Genomic DNA, 17,567 nt, shown 5'->3' with positions numbered 1-17,567 from the left:
GACATTGGCGCACCTTGCCCGTCAATATCGCCCACACCCCGCATACCTGCCCGATTTACCGCAACGGCTTTTGCCACCACAATCGCGTAATGGTTATGCGTGGTCGACAATCTTGCTCCCGCAAAAATACAGCCCAAAAAAAGATACCCCGCACCGAGATGCGGGGTAAGTTGGTTTGTCCGGGTGTTTGGACAAGGGAGCTTACGCAAGCTGCGTGACCGAAATCACGCAGTTGCCTGGTCTTCGCTCTGCGAGCGAATGGGGTGTTCCAGCTTGTCGACGATTTCCTTTGGCACAACCTGCCAGAAGTGCCCGCGCTCGCGGTCCCAGTTATCAAGGAGGTTGCGCGCAAAACCACTATCGGTTTCAGCAACATGTTCCTCGATCAGGCTGCGGCACAGATCGTCCCAGTGCGGGGTTTCAATACGTTGATACAAAACCGAACTGTCATTGACGACATCGCCAAAGTGATTGTTACGGTCATAAATAAAGGCCATGCCACCGGTCATGCCCGCGCCAAAGTTTTCGCCAACATCGCCCAGAATAACTGCGGTCCCGCCGGTCATGTATTCACAACCGTTCGAACCACAGCCTTCGACCACCACAATCGCACCGGAGTTACGAACGCAGAAACGTTCCCCTGCCTGACCGGCTGCAAACAGTTTACCTGCGGACGCACCATAAAGTACGGTGTTGCCAATAATGGTGTTTTCATTGGTTTTAAGCGAGCTTGACGGGCGCGGACGCAGAACAATGGTGCCGCCAGAAAGGCCCTTGGCAACATAGTCGTTGGCATCGCCGTGGACTTCAATTTTAAGGCCCTGCACCGCAAATGCCCCCAGTGACTGCCCGGCAGAACCGCGCAACCGCACATGCAAATGGCCGGGTTTAAGGCCAAACATGCCGTATTTTTGCGTAATCAGGCTGGAAATGCGGGTGCCAATGGCACGCTGCGTATTTTGAATATTATACTGCAACTGCATTTTTTCGCCGTCATCAAGCAACGGACGGGCATCCTTGATCATTTGCGCATCAAGGGTATCGGGCACTTCGTTACGGCCAACTATCGTGCAATAACGCGGGTGCCCGCCAGCATCGGCCTGTGCCAGAAGCGGGTTCAAATCAAGGTCAACAAGGTCTTTTGCGCCGCGGTGAACCTGCTGCAGCAAATCGGAACGCCCGATCACGTCTTGCAAGTTGTCATAGCCCAGTTCTGCCAGCACATCCTTGACCTCTTCGGCCATGAAAGTGAACAGGTTAACCAGCTTATCGGCCGTGCCGTTAAACTTGGCCCGCAAGGCCGGGTCCTGGGTACAAACACCCACCGGGCAGGTGTTGGAATGGCACTGACGCACCATAATACAGCCAAGGGCGATCAGGGATGCGGTGCCAATACCAAATTCCTCGGCGCCCAGCATGGCCCCAATCACCACGTCGCGGCCGGTTTTAAACCCGCCATCAACCCGCAGCTTGATCCGGTGACGCAAGTTGTTAAGGGTCAGAACCTGGTTCACTTCGGACAGGCCCATTTCCCAAGGAATACCGGCATATTTGATCGAGGTTTGCGGGCTGGCACCCGTGCCCCCGTCATAACCGGAAATCAGGATCACATCGGCCTTGGCCTTGGCAACACCTGCGGCAATGGTCCCCACACCCGAACGCGACACCAGCTTCACGCACACGCGACAGCGCGGATTGATCTGCTTGAGGTCGTAAATCAGCTGTGCCAGATCTTCGATCGAGTAAATATCGTGATGCGGCGGCGGCGAAATAAGGGTCACACCCGGTGTTGCATTACGCAGCTGGGCGATTTCCACCGTCACCTTAAAGCCCGGAAGCTGACCGCCTTCGCCCGGTTTTGCCCCCTGGGCGACCTTGATCTGAATTTCTTCACAGTTATTAAGATATTCCGCCGTCACGCCAAAGCGGCCAGATGCCACCTGCTTGATCGAGGAACGCGCATTATCCCCGTTGGAACGCGGACGGAAACGTTCGCGTGATTCCCCGCCTTCACCAGAGTTGGACTTCGCCCCGATGCGGTTCATGGCAATCGCCAGCGATTCGTGGGCTTCGGTTGAAAGCGCCCCGTGCGACATACCCGGCGTTACGAACCGCTTGCGGATTTCGGTGATGCTTTCAACTTCTTCCTGGCGCACCGGTTTGCGGTCACTGCGAAAATCAAGCAGGTCACGCAGATGCAACGGTTCGCGCTGGCGCAGGCCTTCGCTGAATTTACGGAAGGTATTATAGCTGCCCGTCGTAACAGAAGACTGCAAGGTATGGATCAGCGGGCCGGTCCAGACATGGCGTTCGCCACTGCGGCGGTATTTATACAGACCACCAACCGGCAGGCTGACAACATTACCGGCAAAGGCATCCTTGTGCTGGGCAATCGTGCGGCGCTGAATCCCCTGCAAACCAATGCCCGAAATACGCGACGGCATCCCGGGGAAAAACTCGGCCACGAGCGAACGCGACAGCCCGATACTTTCAAAGTTATACCCACCGCGATAGGAACTGATGATTGAAATGCCCATCTTGGACATGATTTTCAACAGACCCTGATCAATTGCCGTTTTAAAGCGCTGCATGATTTCGGCGGTGCTGTGAATGGTCGGGAACAGGCCACGGGCATAACGGTCTAACAGGCCTTCCTGGGCCAGATAGGCGTTCACCGTGGTGGCGCCAACACCGATCAACACAGCAAAATAATGCACATCCATGCATTCAGCCGAGCGCACGGTTAGCGAAATATAGGTGCGCAGCGAGTTTTTAACCAAAAAGCTGTGAACACCACCAACAGCCAGCACCATCGGAATGGCGGCATGGGTGGCGTCAATATGCTCGTCGGTCAAAATAACGTGCAGGGCACCGCCGCGAACGGCTTCTTCGGCTTCTTTTTGAATGCGGGTAATGGCATCGCGCAGGGCCGTCGGCCCGGCTGCAATATCAAATGTGGTGTCAATTTCGACTGCACTGTCACCCATATAATCGCGCATGGCGTCATATTCGCCGGTGGTCAGAACCGGGCTGTCGAGCTGCAGAAGATCACACTGGCTTTCGTCTTCTTCCAGAATGTTGCCAAGGTTGCCAAGGCGCGTTTTCAGGCTCATGACGCGGGCTTCGCGCAAACTGTCGATCGGCGGGTTGGTGACCTGGGCAAAGTTTTGACGGAAGAAATGGTGCATCCCGCGATAACGGTCCGACAGGATCGCAAGCGGGGTATCATCGCCCATCGAGCCAATCGCTTCCTTGGCGTCTTCGGCCATCGGATGCAGGATCAGTTCCAGGTCTTCATGCGACAGGCCCATTGCCTTTTGCATCCGCAAAAGGTGTTCCTTGCTGAAATTGGCCGGTTCGGATTTTTCCGGCGATACCAGGTCATCGAGAACCTTGGTCCGCCCCACCCATTTCGACCAGTCACGACGATGTGCCAGCTTATCTTTCAGTTCGGTATCGTGGTACAGCTTGCCTTCTTCAAGGTTGACCGCAATCATCTGGCCCGGCCCGAGGCGGCCTTTCTCAACGCAGGTTTCCTCGTCGATATGGACCATCCCGGTTTCAGAACCGGCGATTAAAAGACCATTGCCGGTAACCGCATAGCGCAGCGGACGCAGCCCGTTACGGTCCGTACCACCCAAAAGCCATTTGCCGCCATAGGCCGCAAGGGCGGCGGGGCCATCCCACGGTTCCATCACTGCGTTGCAATAGGCATAAAGGTTTTTATAGCTGTCTGGCGTGGTTGCTTTTTTCGACCATGCTTCGGGCACCATCATGGTTTTCACCATCGGCAGGTCACGACCGGCACGCACCATCAGTTCAAACACGGCATCCAAAGCAGCCGAGTCTGATGACCCGGGCTGAATAACCGGTTTGACGTCTTCGATGGTGTCAGAAAAGGCCTCGTTGCCCATGCGGGCTTCGTGGCTTTTCATCCAGTTGACGTTACCGCGCAACGTGTTGATTTCGCCGTTATGGGCCAAAACACGAAACGGCTGTGCCAACGGCCAGCTGGGGAAGGTGTTGGTCGAATAGCGCTGGTGATAGACGCAGAAGTTTGACGTAAAGCGTTCGTCGCGCAGGTCAGGATAAAAAATGTCGATCTGTTCGGCCAGGAACATGCCCTTGTAAATGATCGAGCGGCATGACAGCGAGCAGATGTAAAAATCCTTGATCGATTCCGTCATCACCGCTTTTTCGATACGGCGGCGAATAACGTAAAGATCAACCTCGAACTGTTCTTCATCGATGGTCGCCAGACCACCCACCAGAACCTGTTCAATTTCCGGGCGGGTTGCATTGGCTTTTTCACCAATCACCGACACATTAACCGGCACCTGGCGCCAACCCAGAATTGAATAGCCCATTTTCAGGATTTCGGTTTCGACAATCGCGCGGCAGCGTTCCTGTGCCGCCATGTCGATACGCGGCAAAAACACCTGACCCACCGCAATCATGGAATCCGGTGCTTCCTGATTGATCAGTTTCAAATGCGCCTTGAAAAAGTCCTGCGGCACCTGAAGGTGAATACCGGCACCGTCGCCGGTTTTGCCATCGGCATCAACAGCACCGCGATGCCAGATTGCCTTGAGGGCTTCAATCCCGGCTTCGACAACTTCGCGGCGCGGCTTGCCGTCGATTGCGCCAATCAGGCCGACGCCACAGCTGCTGTGTTCGTCGTCAACATCATACATGCCAGTTGCCGTTAAATGTTCGGCATTACGCTCGAACCGGGCAATTTCCTCGGCACCGTGACCCTTGATAATTTCATTCATGGCTTTGTTCTCCAAAATGCGGCGGCGGGTTTAAGCGGCTGCTTCTTTCCGCGCCAGCAAATATTCGTCAATGCGATCAGCGGCATCGCGACCATCACGGATCGCCCAAACCACCAAAGACGCACCCCGTGCGATGTCACCGGCGGCAAAAACGCCATCCAGATTGGTCATCATCGAACGGAAATCAATTTTCACGGTACCCCAGCGTGAAACACCAAGTTCCGGGGCTTCAAACAGGGTCGGCAAATCTTCGGGCTCAAAACCAAGGGCAAGGATCGCCATGTCGGCTTCCATTGTATAGCTGGAACCCTCGATCACTTCCGGGCTTTGGCGGCCACCGGCATCGGGTGCACCAAGGCGCATCTTGACCGCACGCACACCATTTATGGTGTCATCGCCCACAAAGGCTTCGGGGTTGGTCAACCAGACAAATTCAACGCCTTCTTCCTCGGCATTGGCAACTTCGCGCTGGGAACCGGGCATATTGGCGCGGTCACGGCGATACAGACATTTAACCGATTTCGCACCCTGGCGAACCGCTGTGCGCACACAATCCATCGCGGTATCACCGCCGCCAACGACAACCACATGTTTGTCTTTGGCATTCAGCGTACCATCGTCATAGGCCGGAACGGCATCGCCCAGCCCCTGACGGTTCGAGGTGGTCAGATATTCCAGGGCCGGATAGATGTTTTTCAAACCAACGCCGGGCACCTTGATGCCACGGGCCTTGTAAACACCGGTGGCGATCAGCACGCTGTCATGTTTGCGGCGCAATTGTTCAAGCGAGGCATCACGCCCGACTTCAAAATTGGTGTGCATCACAATGCCAGCTTCTTCAAGCAGCTTGATGCGGCGTTCGACAATGTGCTTTTCCAGCTTGAAGCTTGGAATACCATAAACCAGCAAGCCGCCCATGCGGTCGTAACGGTCATAGATATGAACTTCATAGCCTTTAAGGCGCAGTTGTTCAGCCGCGGCCATACCGGCAGGACCACCACCGATAATGCCAACAGACAAGCCATTTTCCTGGCCCGGCACCGGGGCTTTTACCCAACCGTTTTTAAAGGCCGTGTCGGTAATGTATTTTTCGACCGACCCGATGGTAACGGCACCATGGGTGGATTGTTCGATCACGCAATTGCCTTCACACAGGCGGTCCTGCGGGCAAATACGGCCGGTAATTTCGGGAAGGTTGTTGGTGGCCGAGGAAATGGCATAAGCCTCTTCCATCCGGCCTTCCGTCGTCAGACGCAACCAGTCGGGAATATTATTATAAAGCGGGCAGTGGGCCTGACAGAACGGAACACCGCACTGCGAACACCGCGCCGACTGATCGGCGGCGGCTTCGGGTTCGAAGTCGGCATAAATTTCGTCGAAGTCTGTCCGACGCTCAGCGGCTTCACGCTTTTGCGGATATTTTTGTTCAAGATGAACAAACTTGAGCATCTTTTCTGTCATTGAGGCCCCCAAAAAGGCTGTTTTGTTGCGGGAGTGGCCTTTTATATACCTGCGCCCGAAACGAGAATCCAGCACAAAATACATCATAGGTCAGCAACACTGACCAATATAACAAAAAGCCCTGACGAAGCCTAGGGTTTTACGGCAATTTTCGGGCGTTGCCAAAGTCTAATTAGTACCGAAATGGTACTAATTCAGTTATTCGCCTAAAGAAAACAAGCTGCTATAAGCAAATTTCCCTTCAAAAATCAGCACCGAGGCAGGTGTGACACTTCAGCACATAATTCTTCTTGCAGTCGTTCAGGGTATCACTGAATTCCTGCCCATCAGTTCTTCCGGTCATCTTGTTCTGACACCCGCAATTACCGGCGCCGCCGACCAAGGCTTGCTGCTGGATGTTTCGGTTCATGTCGGAACACTTCTGGCTGTGTTGATCTATTTCTGGCGCGACGTGCTAGCGATGATCGTCGGGTTTTTCCGCCTGTTTACCGGCCGAATGACACCAGGCGCCCGCATGGCCCTGCATATTATAGTGGCCACCATTCCGGTGGTTGCTGTTGGTTATTACCTGAAACAATCGGGCATCGAAGAACAGATGCGCTCGGTCGAGATCATCGCCTGGACCACGCTTGTCTTCGGGATCATCCTGTGGTTTGCCGACAAGGTTGGCATGACCATTAACAGGATCGAACATATGGGGTGGGCCGGATCGATTTTTATTGGTCTGGCACAGGTCATTGCTCTTATCCCCGGTGTCAGCCGGTCGGGCATCACCATGACGGCAGCGCGATTGATGAGCTATGAACGCTCGGATGCGGCGCAGTTTTCAATGCTGATGTCTATTCCCGTTATTATGGGAGCCGGGCTTCTCGCCGGGCTGGACCTGCACAAAGCCGGGAATATGGAACTTAACCGCGAAGTCCTGCTGGCAATCGTTTTTTCCTTCTTCACCGCCCTGATCACGATTGCGGTGCTGATGTCGTGGTTAAAACGGGCCAGCTTCACACCCTTTGCCATTTACCGGATCATTCTGGGCATTGCGCTTCTGGTGTGGGTTTACGGTTATGATACCGCCCCGCTGGGAACATTGTTTTAACAAACATCCCGCCCGGTCGTTGATTTTAAGTAGCTTTAAAAAGGCGCGAATCCCGATGGATTGGCGCCTTTTTTCCATCTGACACGCGGCGGCCCGGCACACCAGCCGCCTGGTGGCCTTCAAGGCCGGGCATCCGATATTTTGTTCCATGCCGAAGAAATGCGTAAGACCAAACATCGTATGATCACGCTTTATGCCGCGCATTGCGGGTGCCGCGATGACCAAGTTGAATAAACCCTTGATCGCAACCGCTTCATGACCGCAGAACAAGCACAGGATTGGGGCCGGATTGATCAGATACTGTCCCATCGCCCGGCATCGCCGATGGCCCTTAATCCTGCCAGATCGGCCCGCCTGACAGAATGATATGGGCCTTGGCGGGCATATCTGGCGGGCAATCAATCGCCTCGACCAGACGCATTAAAAACGGTTCGTGCGACAATAAAAATTCAAGCACCCCGCGCTGCACATCGGCATTGCCAATGCCTGCGCGCAAATCATTAAGATCCATGCCGGTTTGCATCAATAAGCCTTCCAGCAACTCGTCATCGCCCGCAACAAAGGCGATGGCCTGAATGGCCAGGGTTTCAGCAGCATCGTTATTCATCATATCCGCCTATTTCAGCCAGTTCGCCTTTGACATAGCCCGCCACACCACCAGCCCGGCCACCAGTATAATTCCGGCAGCAACAAAGCCCAAGCGGGTTCCGGCCAGCAATACCAACCCCCAGAAACCGATGGTGCCAAACCCGATTGCCAGGCTTAAAAAGGCCGCTTTGGCCAGGCTGTCCTGGCTTTTTTGTGCGGCTTCGGCCCGTTTGATTTCGTCGACAACCTCGTACCATGCCAATTGCTGCCAGCGGTTATATTTCAAACCGCTTTTGGGCCCTTTGCGCAAAAATTCGTCGAGCTGGCGCACAATATTATTGGCGCGCTCTTCCGGGACAACATATTTGCCAAACCGTTCCTTTTTACGCGGCTGATCGTCGTCGTTTTCCGTCGCACTCACGTCAATAACCCTGTGATCATCCCCAAACAATGCCGCACAGTGACCGGAAACGCATTTACATCCGGTAAACCTGCCGCAATTCCCAAACCGGCAATTGCAGCTTTTAGCATCCCTGCATATCTGTTAATTTCGGGTCAGCAGCCAGATATATCCGACTTGCCCCGCAATTATCCTTTAAGGATCGCTTATTGATCGCTTGGGAATTACGGGAAGTGGTTTGGGAAACATCACGATCAATCGCCCCGCCACTATTACCTGTCAACCGGAAGATGTCGGGGTTACCCGACCGGTGAAAGTGCCATTTTGCATGGCAAAAAATAATATATGACAGGATTTTCAGGGAAGAAACGGCCGCGTTGGCGGGTTTGAACAACCGCCAGAGGCGGGTTTTGTGTGTCTATCGGGCACTGAAACCGGCATTTCGACCGATGCAAGACAACACGTTTGGGAGTGATCGCGGCAACTTGCGCGCAGGTATCGCGCAATTCCCGCACAATTATCCTGACGGGACGCGCTGCGAATCGACATTGCGGCGCAACAAAAACCGCAAGACGAGGAGGACAAAACAGCAATTTGCGCAAAGGAAGATGGTGCGGGCGGCCGGACTTGAACCGGCAAGGTCTGTTAGGACCGGCGGATTTTAAGTCCGCTGCGTATACCAATTTCGCCACGCCCGCAAGAACTTGGCAGAAACGTCCGGGGTTAATCACCCCAAAGACAGGTCAGGTTTCTAGCGCGGCTTTGCCCGAGACGCAACATTCTATTGCAGGGATTTATAATTCGGTAACTCCCCTGCGCTATCACCAAAAGGGGAACCAATGAATTACAGGGACGATCTTCCTCGCAAAATACGCAATTTTTGCCGGTTACAAACCACCGGCGGCGAACAATAAGGGCGGCATTTTGCCGCAAAACCGCGACATGAGAAACACCAGACAATGAAACTGCGCTGGAGCATCATAGCCATTAGCACAGCCTGCGTTGCCGTTTCCACCCTGCCATCTGGCCGGGGTGTTCCGCCGTGGATTACGCCTGCCCTTGCCGCCCAGGATAAATACCTGCGCACAACCGAATCGCCGATCTTGCGTACCGAAACCATGACTCGCACCAAAAACCGGCTGGGCCACCTTGACCGGCTGTCTGACCGGCTAGACGGAAATTTCGTCGCCGATACCCTGCAACCGCTGTTTCTTGATGGCAGCATCGCCCCCCAGGACCAGCCCGACGACGCCCTGGCACTGGGCACCGATGTGGCATCGCAAATCGAAAGCTATAGCGGGCGGGACGCGCTGGGATCACTTGCCGAACGGATTGATTTTGACAGTGCGAACGGGTCTTTTCCAACCCAGGACCGTGCCACCGAACGCGCCATGAGCATCTGGGTGCATGGGACGCGCCAAAGCATTGATAACCGGATTACCCATGATGGCTTTAACCCCGGCCTTGATGGCGATGTCATTGCGGTTGATACCGGGGTGGATTACCGCATTGATACATCCACCATTGTCGGCATTGCCATTGGCTGGGGCAGCACAGCAAGCGACATTGCCGCCCGCCAGACCCTGTATCGGGAAAATAACGTTACCTTTTCGCCTTATTTCCTGTCTCGCATGACCGACTGGCTCAAACTGAATGGCAGCCTTGGCATTGGCAGCAGCGACATTACGCGCACCGGTATGGCAAGCAGCTATGAAAATACCAGTTCCAGCATGACCTATTCAGGCTCTGTCGGGTTTGATGCCGAGCAAAATCTGGGGCAAACGCCGCTGAGCCTGCGCTTAAGCGGCAACCTGATTACGGCGCGCGAGTCTTACGGCAAACATTTCACCCCCAACGGCGAAATTGTTTCGGGCCATATTGCGTCATCCACCTTGTTTGATTCCGAAGCCGAGGCGCGGTATCGCATTGAAATGGGCGATCATATCCTGACGCCCTTTCTTGGCGAGAACCAAACCATGTCGGTCTTGAACGAGGGGTATGGCCGCGACCAGTCCCGGCGTTATTTTACCGGGACCGACTATAATTATACGCCGCTTGGTCTTAATGCATCGCTAGAAGCGTTTCGCGATTTCACACCTGGCGACCAGCCCTATGAAGGGGTAAAAGGCGAATTGCGCTTTTCAACCATCCTCCCGCGCGATTATGGCACCCTGCAACCGTTTGTTAACACCGAACGCGACAGTGATGCGGTCAAACTGGGCGGTGGCATTGATCATTACTGGACCGAGCTTTCGGGCCATGTCGGCCTGGAAATAAACCAGACCGTGACGTTTGATCAAACCGACAAAGACCCGCTTTCGGGTCTGTTAACAATCAGCTTTAATATGTAAATTATGGGCCGGTCACATATCTGGCCGTGCCACCATGTTATGATGCGGCCCCCGGCCCGCAAAATCAACCGTCCCGGCCCGGCCACCCGCCCGCTATCGGGCAATACGCGAGCGACAAATATGAACTGATTGCTTCTATTTGGCGGCAAAAGCCCCTAGGGTGCGAATAGATTTATTTTAGCGCGCCAGGCCCCAAGCATGACCCAGACTGACGACACCATTTCCCCGGCAACCACCAGCAATTCGCATACCCCAAAAGGCAGCGAAAACCTGACGCCACCGGTGTTTGACCATGCCTTTCAACAGCAATTCATTGATTTGCTGTTATGGCGCCGTGATGTGCGCCGGTTTCGCACCGACCCGCTGCCCAAAGCCGATATTGACGGGCTGATCGCCGAGGCCTGCCTGGCCCCGTCGGTGGGGAATTGCCAGCCATGGCGGTTTGTGAAGGTTAACGCGCCCGAACGGCGCAAGGCGATCCGCGACAGTTTCGAGCGCGCCAATCAGCAGGCCCTGGACGATTATCACGGCGAACGCGCCCGGCTTTATGCCTCGCTGAAATTGCAGGGAATGGACCAGGCCCCGGTGCAACTTGCCGTTTTTGCCGATGAAGAAACCGAAGCCGGCATGGGGCTGGGCCGTAAAACCATGCCCGAAATGCTTGATTATTCTGCCGTGGCCGCCGTGCAGCTTTTATGGCTGGCCGCCCGGGTTAAGGGCATCGGGGTTGGCTGGGTCAGCATTTTAGAGCCCAAAACCGTGCAACAAGCCCTTGAAGTGCCAGAACATTGGCGGCTGATTGCTTATTTATGTATTGGCTATCCCGAGGAAGACCATGTGGTGCCCGAACTGGTGCGCCATGGCTGGCAGGACCGGATAGACCCGCAAGACCTGACACTGGAACGGTAGCGCTCGACATCCTCACATTTCGTAAAATAAAATATCAGGGAATATCACAATGACGGGTGAACCGGCCGGGCAAAAACAGCCTGAAGCACAAGAAAAGAAACTGTCAAACGGCCATTATTTCAAAATCATGGGCTATTTGCTGACCGCGTGCTGGGTCGGCTATATCGTCATGATCACCAAGGGCAACACCAGCGACCCAATGTTTGATTATATCTTTTCCGTGCCGCTGGGCTGCTGGATTGTCGGCATGGTGATTGCGCATTTTGTGCGCAAGAAAAGCAAGGCAGACCGCCCCTGAACGGCACGAACCAGCCGGTACCATGTTTTTGATGGCGCGTTAATTCGCGCCATCGTCGTTTTTGTGATGACGGCGTTCATCATCATATTCGTCATTATCGGAAAAACTGCCCAGCAACATCACCCCGGCCCCCATGCTGATGCCGCCAAAGGTGATGAACACGCCAAAAAACAGCAAAAAGATAAAAACCGGCATATCGCGCGACGCCGATGCCAGCGTCCAGATGCCGCCAATATCAAAATACAGCACCAAAACCCCGAACACGACCGAGCCAACCCCGCCATACATCATGTGCGTTAGCATAAATTTGATGATTTTCAATTCGTCGCCGGGTTTGTGCGGCGGAATTTGGCCGGGCTTTACCTGTTGATGCATCACCGAAAACCTTTCTGGTCACAGACGGGCCGGTTTGCGCAGGGAAAATTTACGATGCGGGTTCGTCGGCCACAACTTCGCGACCAAAACCGATAATGGCATCGGTAATACGCGAAACTGCAGCGTCCACATCGGCCTGTTCTTCGCCGCGCACCACCAATGTGGTCCCTAGTTTCCCTTCGCGCAAGAACGGATAGGACCCTATATCAGTATTTTTGAATTCATCCTGAATTTTCCCCAAAACCTCGGCAATCATGCCCTCGGGGATATACCCGCCGACCGAGCCTGACAGCATGGGTTTGCCCCCCACCAGCTGATGTTTGATGCCCTGAAACATCGCCTGCATGATCATGGGCACACCGGCCATGACATAGACATTTTCCATCCGGTATCCCGGTGCCTTGCTGACCGGGTTTTCCACCAGTTCGGCCCCGCGCGGAATGCGCGCCATGCGCAGGCGGGCTTCGTTCAAATCCACATCGGGGTTGGCATAATTGCTGCGCAGCATTTTTACCGCTTCGTCGTTTAAATCCAGCGGCACGCCAAAGGCTGCGGCAATGCAATCCGATGTTATATCATCATGGGTCGGGCCAATGCCGCCGGTGGTAAAGACATAATCAAACTTTGCCCGGCATTCATTAACGGTGTCGATAATCGTTTGGGTAATATCGGGGATCACGCGGGTTTCAGCCAGACGCACACCAAGCTCGTTTAGCTGTTCGGCCAGATAAGGCAGGTTTTTATCGTGGGTGCGGCCCGAAAGAATTTCGTTACCAATAATCAACAGGCAGGCGCGAACAGTTTTGGACATAACACCCTCGTATTTTGTAAGGAACCGCACGCCGGGACCGGCACGCCTGAAAATTCAAATAGGCACCTACCAGCGTTTTTGCCAGCCGTACCAATGCCGCAAATGGCACCGCCCTGCCATAAAAACCGGCCGGTCAAGTGTTCCCCGTCCCCAAATGCGCCGACCACACCAAATGACGGAAACGATTATAAAAAGTCGCGCAGCATTGCCACCAGCGGCACATCGGCCGGAGGCATAGGATAATCACTTAACCGAAGGGGCCGCACCCATTTTACCGCCTGCCCTTCCATCGGGCGAATTTCACCCTTCCAGACCCGGCACAAATAAAGCGGCATCATCAAATGAAAATCGTCATAGGTGAACGATGCAAAGGTGAACGGTGCCAGACAGCTTTCGGTAATGTCGATATCAAGCTCTTCTTTCAGCTCGCGTACCAGGGCCATTTCCGGCGTTTCCCCGACCTCGACCTTGCCACCGGGAAATTCCCACAGCCCGGCCATCGATTTGCCTTCGGGGCGCTGTGCGATTAACACGCGATGATCGACATCGACCAGTGCGACGGCACTGACAAATACGGTACGTTCGGGCACACGGCCTTTGCGTAAATCGACCGACATGCAGCCGCTATCTGGTTTTTGAACTGTCATACGGCTTTTTTATCGCGCCAGCGATTTTCCGCCAAGAGGGGATGCGATCCTTTTGGCGTTTTTTTACGTATAGTCAAACATATCCATAACAATGTCCCGGTGCCATGCCCCGCCCAAAACTGTTTATAATCGCCACCAATGCCCTGCTTGCCACCCTGCTTTTGGCGGGATGCGACAAACTAGGGGCGTTTAACAGCCTGCAAGCCGGCAACCTGACGCCGGACCGGGCCGACCTGCCCTATGGCCCCGATGCCCGGCAAAAAATCGATATTTACCTGCCACCGGCACATCAACGCCCCGCCCCGTTGATTGTATGGTTTTATGGCGGATCGTGGGATTCGGGCGATAAACGCAAATACGCCTTTGTTGCCAAACGGTTTGTCGATATGGGCTATGCTGTTGCCATTCCCGATTACCGGCTGGTGCCCGCTGTGCATTACCCGGCCTTTATTACCGATGGCGCAATGGCCGTTGCCTTTGCCCACACATACGCCGCCAGCCACCCGGAAAATATCAGCCGCACCGAACTGGTTTTGGCCGGGCACAGTGCCGGGGCCTATAACGCCGTGCAACTGGTGGCCAACCGCGATTTTTTGCGCGATGTTGGCATGAAACGCGCCGATATTGCCGGGATTATCGGCCTTTCCGGCCCGTATGACTTTTACCCCTATGATGTCAGCGCCACCAAAATTGCCTTTGGCACCACCGGGGCCGACGACAGCCAACCGGTTAATCAGGACCTGCATGACATGCCGCCGCTATTGCTGATAACCGGCGAGGATGACCACACGGTTTTCCCGCGCAATTCAATCCGGCTGGCCGCCTTGGCCCCGGATGCAAAGCTGGTAACAATCCCCGGCACCGGGCATGTCGGCACCGTGGTGGGGCTGGGCACGTTTTTAACTGGTGATACGCGTATTACCGCACCCATCGGGCATTTTTTGGCACGGGTTGCACCAGTAAACGCATCATCAACCATAACAACATCCGCAGCACGAACGCGTTAAGCCCATGCAGGCCCCAATTTTGGCCCCATCCCGCCTTACGCGACGTCAGCATAAGCAACAAAAAAACGCGCTGTTTTGACACAGCGCGTTTTTTTAAAATCAGGTCATTGCCGCCAATCAGGCAAGCTGGCCGTGGCAATGTTTGTATTTTTTGCCCGAACCACACGGGCATGGGGCATTGCGCGACACCCGGCCCCAGGTCGAGGGGTCGTTGGCATCAACGGCGACGCCACTGCCCTGACGCTGCTGGCGTTCCTCGGCGGCCGTGGCGGCCGCTGAATCGCCTTCAGGTGCAGGATGGTTTTCCTGCATTTGCTGCTGGCGGCGCGGTTCCAGGTCTTCGGGGCGCGGGGTGGACTGCAATTCAACATGCGACAGCATCTGTGTCACACGTTCACGCAACATACCCAGCATTTCTTCAAACAGGTTAAAGGCTTCACGCTTGAACTCGTTAAGCGGGTCACGCTGGCCATAGGCGCGCAGACCAATGCCCTGACGCAAATGGTCCAGTGCCAGAAGGTGATCTTTCCACGACTGGTCAAGTAACTGCAAAAGCAGGCTTTTTTCGACCTGACGGATAATGTCACTGCCATAATTAGCAACCTTGGCGGCCATTTTCGAATCGACCGCCTTGGCAATGCGTTCATGCACCACGGTCGGATCAATGCCTTCTTCCTTGATCCAGTCGATCACCGGCAGGTCCAGACCAAACAGGCGCAGGCATTCTTCATGCAGCGAGGTTGCTTCCCACTGTTCCGGGTAAATCTTTTCCGGGCAATGGCGGGCAACAATGCCTTCAATCACTTCGGCCCGCATTTCGGCAACGTCTTCGGCAACGTCCTTGGCCTGCATCAAATCGCGGCGCTGTTCATAAATGACCTTACGCTGGTCATTCATCACGTCGTCAAATTTCAAAAGGTTTTTACGAATGTCGAAGTTACGGCCTTCAACTTTCTGCTGGGCCTTTTCAAGTGCCTTGTTGATCCACGGATGGTAGATCGCCTCGCCCTTTTCCAGACCCAGTTTTTGCAACATGCTGTCCATGCGCTCGGACCCGAAAATACGCATCAGGTCATCTTCCAGTGACAGGAAGAATTTCGATGCCCCCGGGTCGCCCTGGCGACCGGAACGACCGCGCAGCTGGTTATCAATCCGGCGCGATTCGTGGCGTTCGGTTGCAATCACAAACAGGCCACCGGCGGCCAGAACCTTTTTCTGATCTTCGATCACTTCCAGTCGAATGCGTTCGATACCAGCTTCACGTTCGGCATCGGGCACATCGACCAGTTCCAGTTCGGCCCGCATTTCCACGTTGCCGCCCAGCTTGATGTCGGTGCCGCGACCGGCCATGTTGGTGGCGATCGTAATGACACCGGGCGCACCCGCCTGGGCCACGATATAGGCTTCGCGTTCGTGCTGCTTGGCGTTCAAAATTTCGTGCGGAATATTCCGCTTTTTCAAAAGCGCGCTAAGCATTTCCGATTTTTCAATCGACACCGTTCCGACCAGCGACGGTTGCTGGCGGGCATGGCATTCGACCAGCAAATCAGCAATGGCATCCCATTTTTCTTCCGCAGTCCGGTAAATTTCGTCGTCGTAATCCTTACGGGCAATCGGGCGATGGGTGGGAATTTCCACCACGCTGAGGCCGTAAATTTCTTCAAATTCTTCGGCTTCAGTCATCGCCGTACCGGTCATACCGGCCAGCTTGGGATAGAGACGGAAATAATTCTGGAACGTGATCGAGGCCAAAGTCTGGTTTTCGTTTTGAACGTCAACCCGTTCCTTGGCTTCAAGTGCCTGATGCAGCCCGTCCGAATAACGGCGGCCTTCCATCATGCGACCAGTAAATTCATCAATAATGACAACCTTGCCGTCCTTGACGATGTAATCGGTATCGCGCTGGAACAGTTTGTGGGCCCGCAGCGCCTGGTTGGTGTGGTGCACCAGATGAACGTTGGCGATGTCGTACAGGGTGCCTTCGGTCAGGATGCCCATTTCGCCCAAAAGCTGTTCGGCATGTTCGGTGCCTTCTTCGGTCAGGGTAACCGCACGGGCCTTTTCGTCTTTTTCGTAATCGGCTTCGACCAGCTTTGGAATCAGCTGATCGACCGCCAGATACATGGCAGAGCCATCTTCGGCGGGGCCGGAAATAATCAGCGGGGTCCGGGCTTCATCGACCAGGATCGAGTCGACTTCATCGACGATGGCATAATTGAATTCGCGCTGAACCATGTCTTCCAGACGGAATTTCATGTTGTCGCGCAGATAATCAAAGCCAAGTTCGTTGTTGGTGGCATAGGTGATGTCACAACGATAGGCGGCCCGGCGCTGGTCATCGGTCATGCCGTGCATGATCACGCCAACCGACATACCAAGGAATCCGTAAACCTGCCCCATCCATTCCGCATCGCGACGGGCCAGATAGTCGTTGACCGTCACAACGTGAACGCCCTTGCCCGACAGCGCATTAAGATAAACCGGCAAGGTCGACACCAGCGTTTTACCTTCGCCGGTTTTCATTTCGGCGATTTTGCTGTTGTTAAGAACAATACCGCCCGTTAGCTGCACATCGTAATGGCGTTCGCCCCGCACACGTTTCGCGGCTTCGCGCACCGTGGCATAGGCATCGGGCAGAACCTGTTCTGGGGTCTCACCGTTATTCAGACGATCGCGCAGCCAGTCGGTCCGGGCGCGCAGATCCTCGTCAGACAGTTTTTCGACCTCGGGTTCCAAGGCGTTGATTTGCTCGACCGTGGCCCGAAGGGCTTTGATTTCACGATCGTTAGCTGAACCGAAAATTTTCCGGGCAATGACGCCGAGCATTAAAACGTTCCTGGATAAAATGA

The 17,567-nt window shown here is 54.6% G+C and carries 14 protein-coding genes and 1 tRNA gene; 6 read left to right on the top strand and 9 right to left on the bottom strand.

The window, feature by feature from the left end; genetic code table 11:
• Positions 1-224: 224 nt before the first annotated feature.
• On the bottom strand, positions 225-4,775 hold the full coding sequence (gene gltB / locus TMES_RS03195; RefSeq protein ID WP_085579305.1) for a glutamate synthase large subunit: 4,551 nt from the start codon (positions 4,773-4,775) through the stop codon (positions 225-227).
• A 30-nt stretch (positions 4,776-4,805) separates the two neighbouring features.
• Complete coding sequence (locus TMES_RS03190; protein WP_085579850.1) at positions 4,806-6,236, bottom strand: NAD(P)-dependent oxidoreductase; 1,431 nt, start codon at positions 6,234-6,236, stop codon at positions 4,806-4,808.
• A gap of 265 nt (positions 6,237-6,501) precedes the next feature.
• On the opposite strand from TMES_RS03190, the gene TMES_RS03185 reads away from it, so the two are divergent.
• Positions 6,502-7,332, top strand: coding sequence for an undecaprenyl-diphosphate phosphatase (locus tag TMES_RS03185; RefSeq protein ID WP_085579303.1), 831 nt, complete (start codon positions 6,502-6,504; stop codon positions 7,330-7,332).
• Between the two features lie 60 nt (positions 7,333-7,392).
• Positions 7,393-7,566: an ATP-dependent Clp protease proteolytic subunit gene (locus TMES_RS23460; protein WP_211275857.1), complete on the top strand. Its 174-nt coding sequence runs from the start codon at positions 7,393-7,395 to the stop codon at positions 7,564-7,566.
• Positions 7,567-7,663: 97 nt separating this feature from the next.
• Here the strand turns inward: TMES_RS23460 and TMES_RS03175 are convergent, their stop codons facing one another.
• The 3 genes from TMES_RS03175 to TMES_RS03165 all read right to left on the bottom strand — a co-directional run bounded on the left by TMES_RS03175 (position 7,664) and on the right by TMES_RS03165 (position 9,018).
• Entirely contained in the window at positions 7,664-7,942 is a 279-nt protein-coding gene (locus TMES_RS03175; protein ID WP_245835183.1) for a DUF3572 domain-containing protein, read from the bottom strand.
• 6 nt (positions 7,943-7,948) lie between these two features.
• A complete protein-coding gene (locus tag TMES_RS03170; protein ID WP_085579301.1) occupies positions 7,949-8,341 on the bottom strand; it encodes a hypothetical protein in 393 nt (130 codons plus the stop codon).
• 588 nt (positions 8,342-8,929) lie between these two features.
• Positions 8,930-9,018 (bottom strand) — tRNA-Leu (locus tag TMES_RS03165).
• 261 nt (positions 9,019-9,279) lie between these two features.
• Between TMES_RS03165 and TMES_RS03160 the strand changes: the two genes are divergently transcribed.
• From TMES_RS03160 to TMES_RS03150, 3 genes are all read left to right on the top strand, one after another.
• Positions 9,280-10,671, top strand: a complete 1,392-nt coding sequence (locus tag TMES_RS03160) for an autotransporter domain-containing protein (protein ID WP_085579299.1) — start codon at positions 9,280-9,282, stop codon at positions 10,669-10,671.
• A 198-nt stretch (positions 10,672-10,869) separates the two neighbouring features.
• Positions 10,870-11,580 carry a 5,6-dimethylbenzimidazole synthase gene (bluB, locus tag TMES_RS03155; RefSeq protein WP_085579297.1) on the top strand — a complete coding sequence of 237 codons (711 nt, stop codon included), beginning with the start codon at positions 10,870-10,872 and terminating at the stop codon, positions 11,578-11,580.
• A gap of 49 nt (positions 11,581-11,629) precedes the next feature.
• Positions 11,630-11,878 (top strand): hypothetical protein, encoded by a 249-nt coding sequence (locus tag TMES_RS03150; RefSeq protein ID WP_085579295.1) that lies wholly within the window; start codon positions 11,630-11,632, stop codon positions 11,876-11,878.
• Positions 11,879-11,917: 39 nt separating this feature from the next.
• On the opposite strand, the gene TMES_RS03145 is transcribed toward TMES_RS03150, so the two are convergent.
• The 3 genes from TMES_RS03145 to mutT all read right to left on the bottom strand — a co-directional run bounded on the left by TMES_RS03145 (position 11,918) and on the right by mutT (position 13,681).
• Entirely contained in the window at positions 11,918-12,253 is a 336-nt protein-coding gene (locus tag TMES_RS03145; RefSeq protein WP_143589511.1) for a hypothetical protein, read from the bottom strand.
• A 49-nt stretch (positions 12,254-12,302) separates the two neighbouring features.
• Positions 12,303-13,064 (bottom strand): competence/damage-inducible protein A, encoded by a 762-nt coding sequence (locus tag TMES_RS03140; protein WP_085579293.1) that lies wholly within the window; start codon positions 13,062-13,064, stop codon positions 12,303-12,305.
• 185 nt (positions 13,065-13,249) lie between these two features.
• Positions 13,250-13,681, bottom strand: a complete 432-nt coding sequence (mutT, locus tag TMES_RS03135; RefSeq protein ID WP_085579291.1) for an 8-oxo-dGTP diphosphatase MutT — start codon at positions 13,679-13,681, stop codon at positions 13,250-13,252.
• A 134-nt stretch (positions 13,682-13,815) separates the two neighbouring features.
• Between mutT and TMES_RS03130 the strand changes: the two genes are divergently transcribed.
• Complete coding sequence (locus TMES_RS03130) at positions 13,816-14,718, top strand: alpha/beta hydrolase (RefSeq protein WP_085579289.1); 903 nt, start codon at positions 13,816-13,818, stop codon at positions 14,716-14,718.
• 117 nt (positions 14,719-14,835) lie between these two features.
• On the opposite strand, the gene secA is transcribed toward TMES_RS03130, so the two are convergent.
• Positions 14,836-17,544 carry a preprotein translocase subunit SecA gene (gene secA, locus TMES_RS03125; RefSeq protein WP_085579847.1) on the bottom strand — a complete coding sequence of 903 codons (2,709 nt, stop codon included), beginning with the start codon at positions 17,542-17,544 and terminating at the stop codon, positions 14,836-14,838.
• Positions 17,545-17,567: the final 23 nt, after the last annotated feature.

It is taken from the genome of Thalassospira mesophila, from assembly GCF_002115755.1.
GTDB lineage: Bacteria > Pseudomonadota > Alphaproteobacteria > Rhodospirillales > Thalassospiraceae > Thalassospira > Thalassospira mesophila.
This window is presented reverse-complemented; position numbering and strand designations above follow the sequence as displayed.

Bases quoted from the DNA above. Each gene is read 5' to 3' on its own strand.
- gltB (WP_085579305.1), bottom strand. From the start codon at position 4,775: ATGAATGAAATTATCAAGGGTCACGGTGCCGAGGAAATTGCCCGGTTC.
- TMES_RS03145 (WP_143589511.1), bottom strand. From the start codon at position 12,253: ATGCATCAACAGGTAAAGCCCGGCCAAATTCCGCCGCACAAACCCGGC.
- bluB (WP_085579297.1), top strand. From the start codon at position 10,870: ATGACCCAGACTGACGACACCATTTCCCCGGCAACCACCAGCAATTCG.
- TMES_RS03160 (WP_085579299.1), top strand. From the start codon at position 9,280: ATGAAACTGCGCTGGAGCATCATAGCCATTAGCACAGCCTGCGTTGCC.
- TMES_RS03140 (WP_085579293.1), bottom strand. From the start codon at position 13,064: ATGTCCAAAACTGTTCGCGCCTGCCTGTTGATTATTGGTAACGAAATT.
- TMES_RS03130 (WP_085579289.1), top strand. From the start codon at position 13,816: ATGCCCCGCCCAAAACTGTTTATAATCGCCACCAATGCCCTGCTTGCC.
- TMES_RS03175 (WP_245835183.1), bottom strand. From the start codon at position 7,942: ATGATGAATAACGATGCTGCTGAAACCCTGGCCATTCAGGCCATCGCC.
- secA (WP_085579847.1), bottom strand. From the start codon at position 17,544: ATGCTCGGCGTCATTGCCCGGAAAATTTTCGGTTCAGCTAACGATCGT.
- mutT (WP_085579291.1), bottom strand. From the start codon at position 13,681: ATGTCGGTCGATTTACGCAAAGGCCGTGTGCCCGAACGTACCGTATTT.
- TMES_RS03190 (WP_085579850.1), bottom strand. From the start codon at position 6,236: ATGACAGAAAAGATGCTCAAGTTTGTTCATCTTGAACAAAAATATCCG.
- TMES_RS03150 (WP_085579295.1), top strand. From the start codon at position 11,630: ATGACGGGTGAACCGGCCGGGCAAAAACAGCCTGAAGCACAAGAAAAG.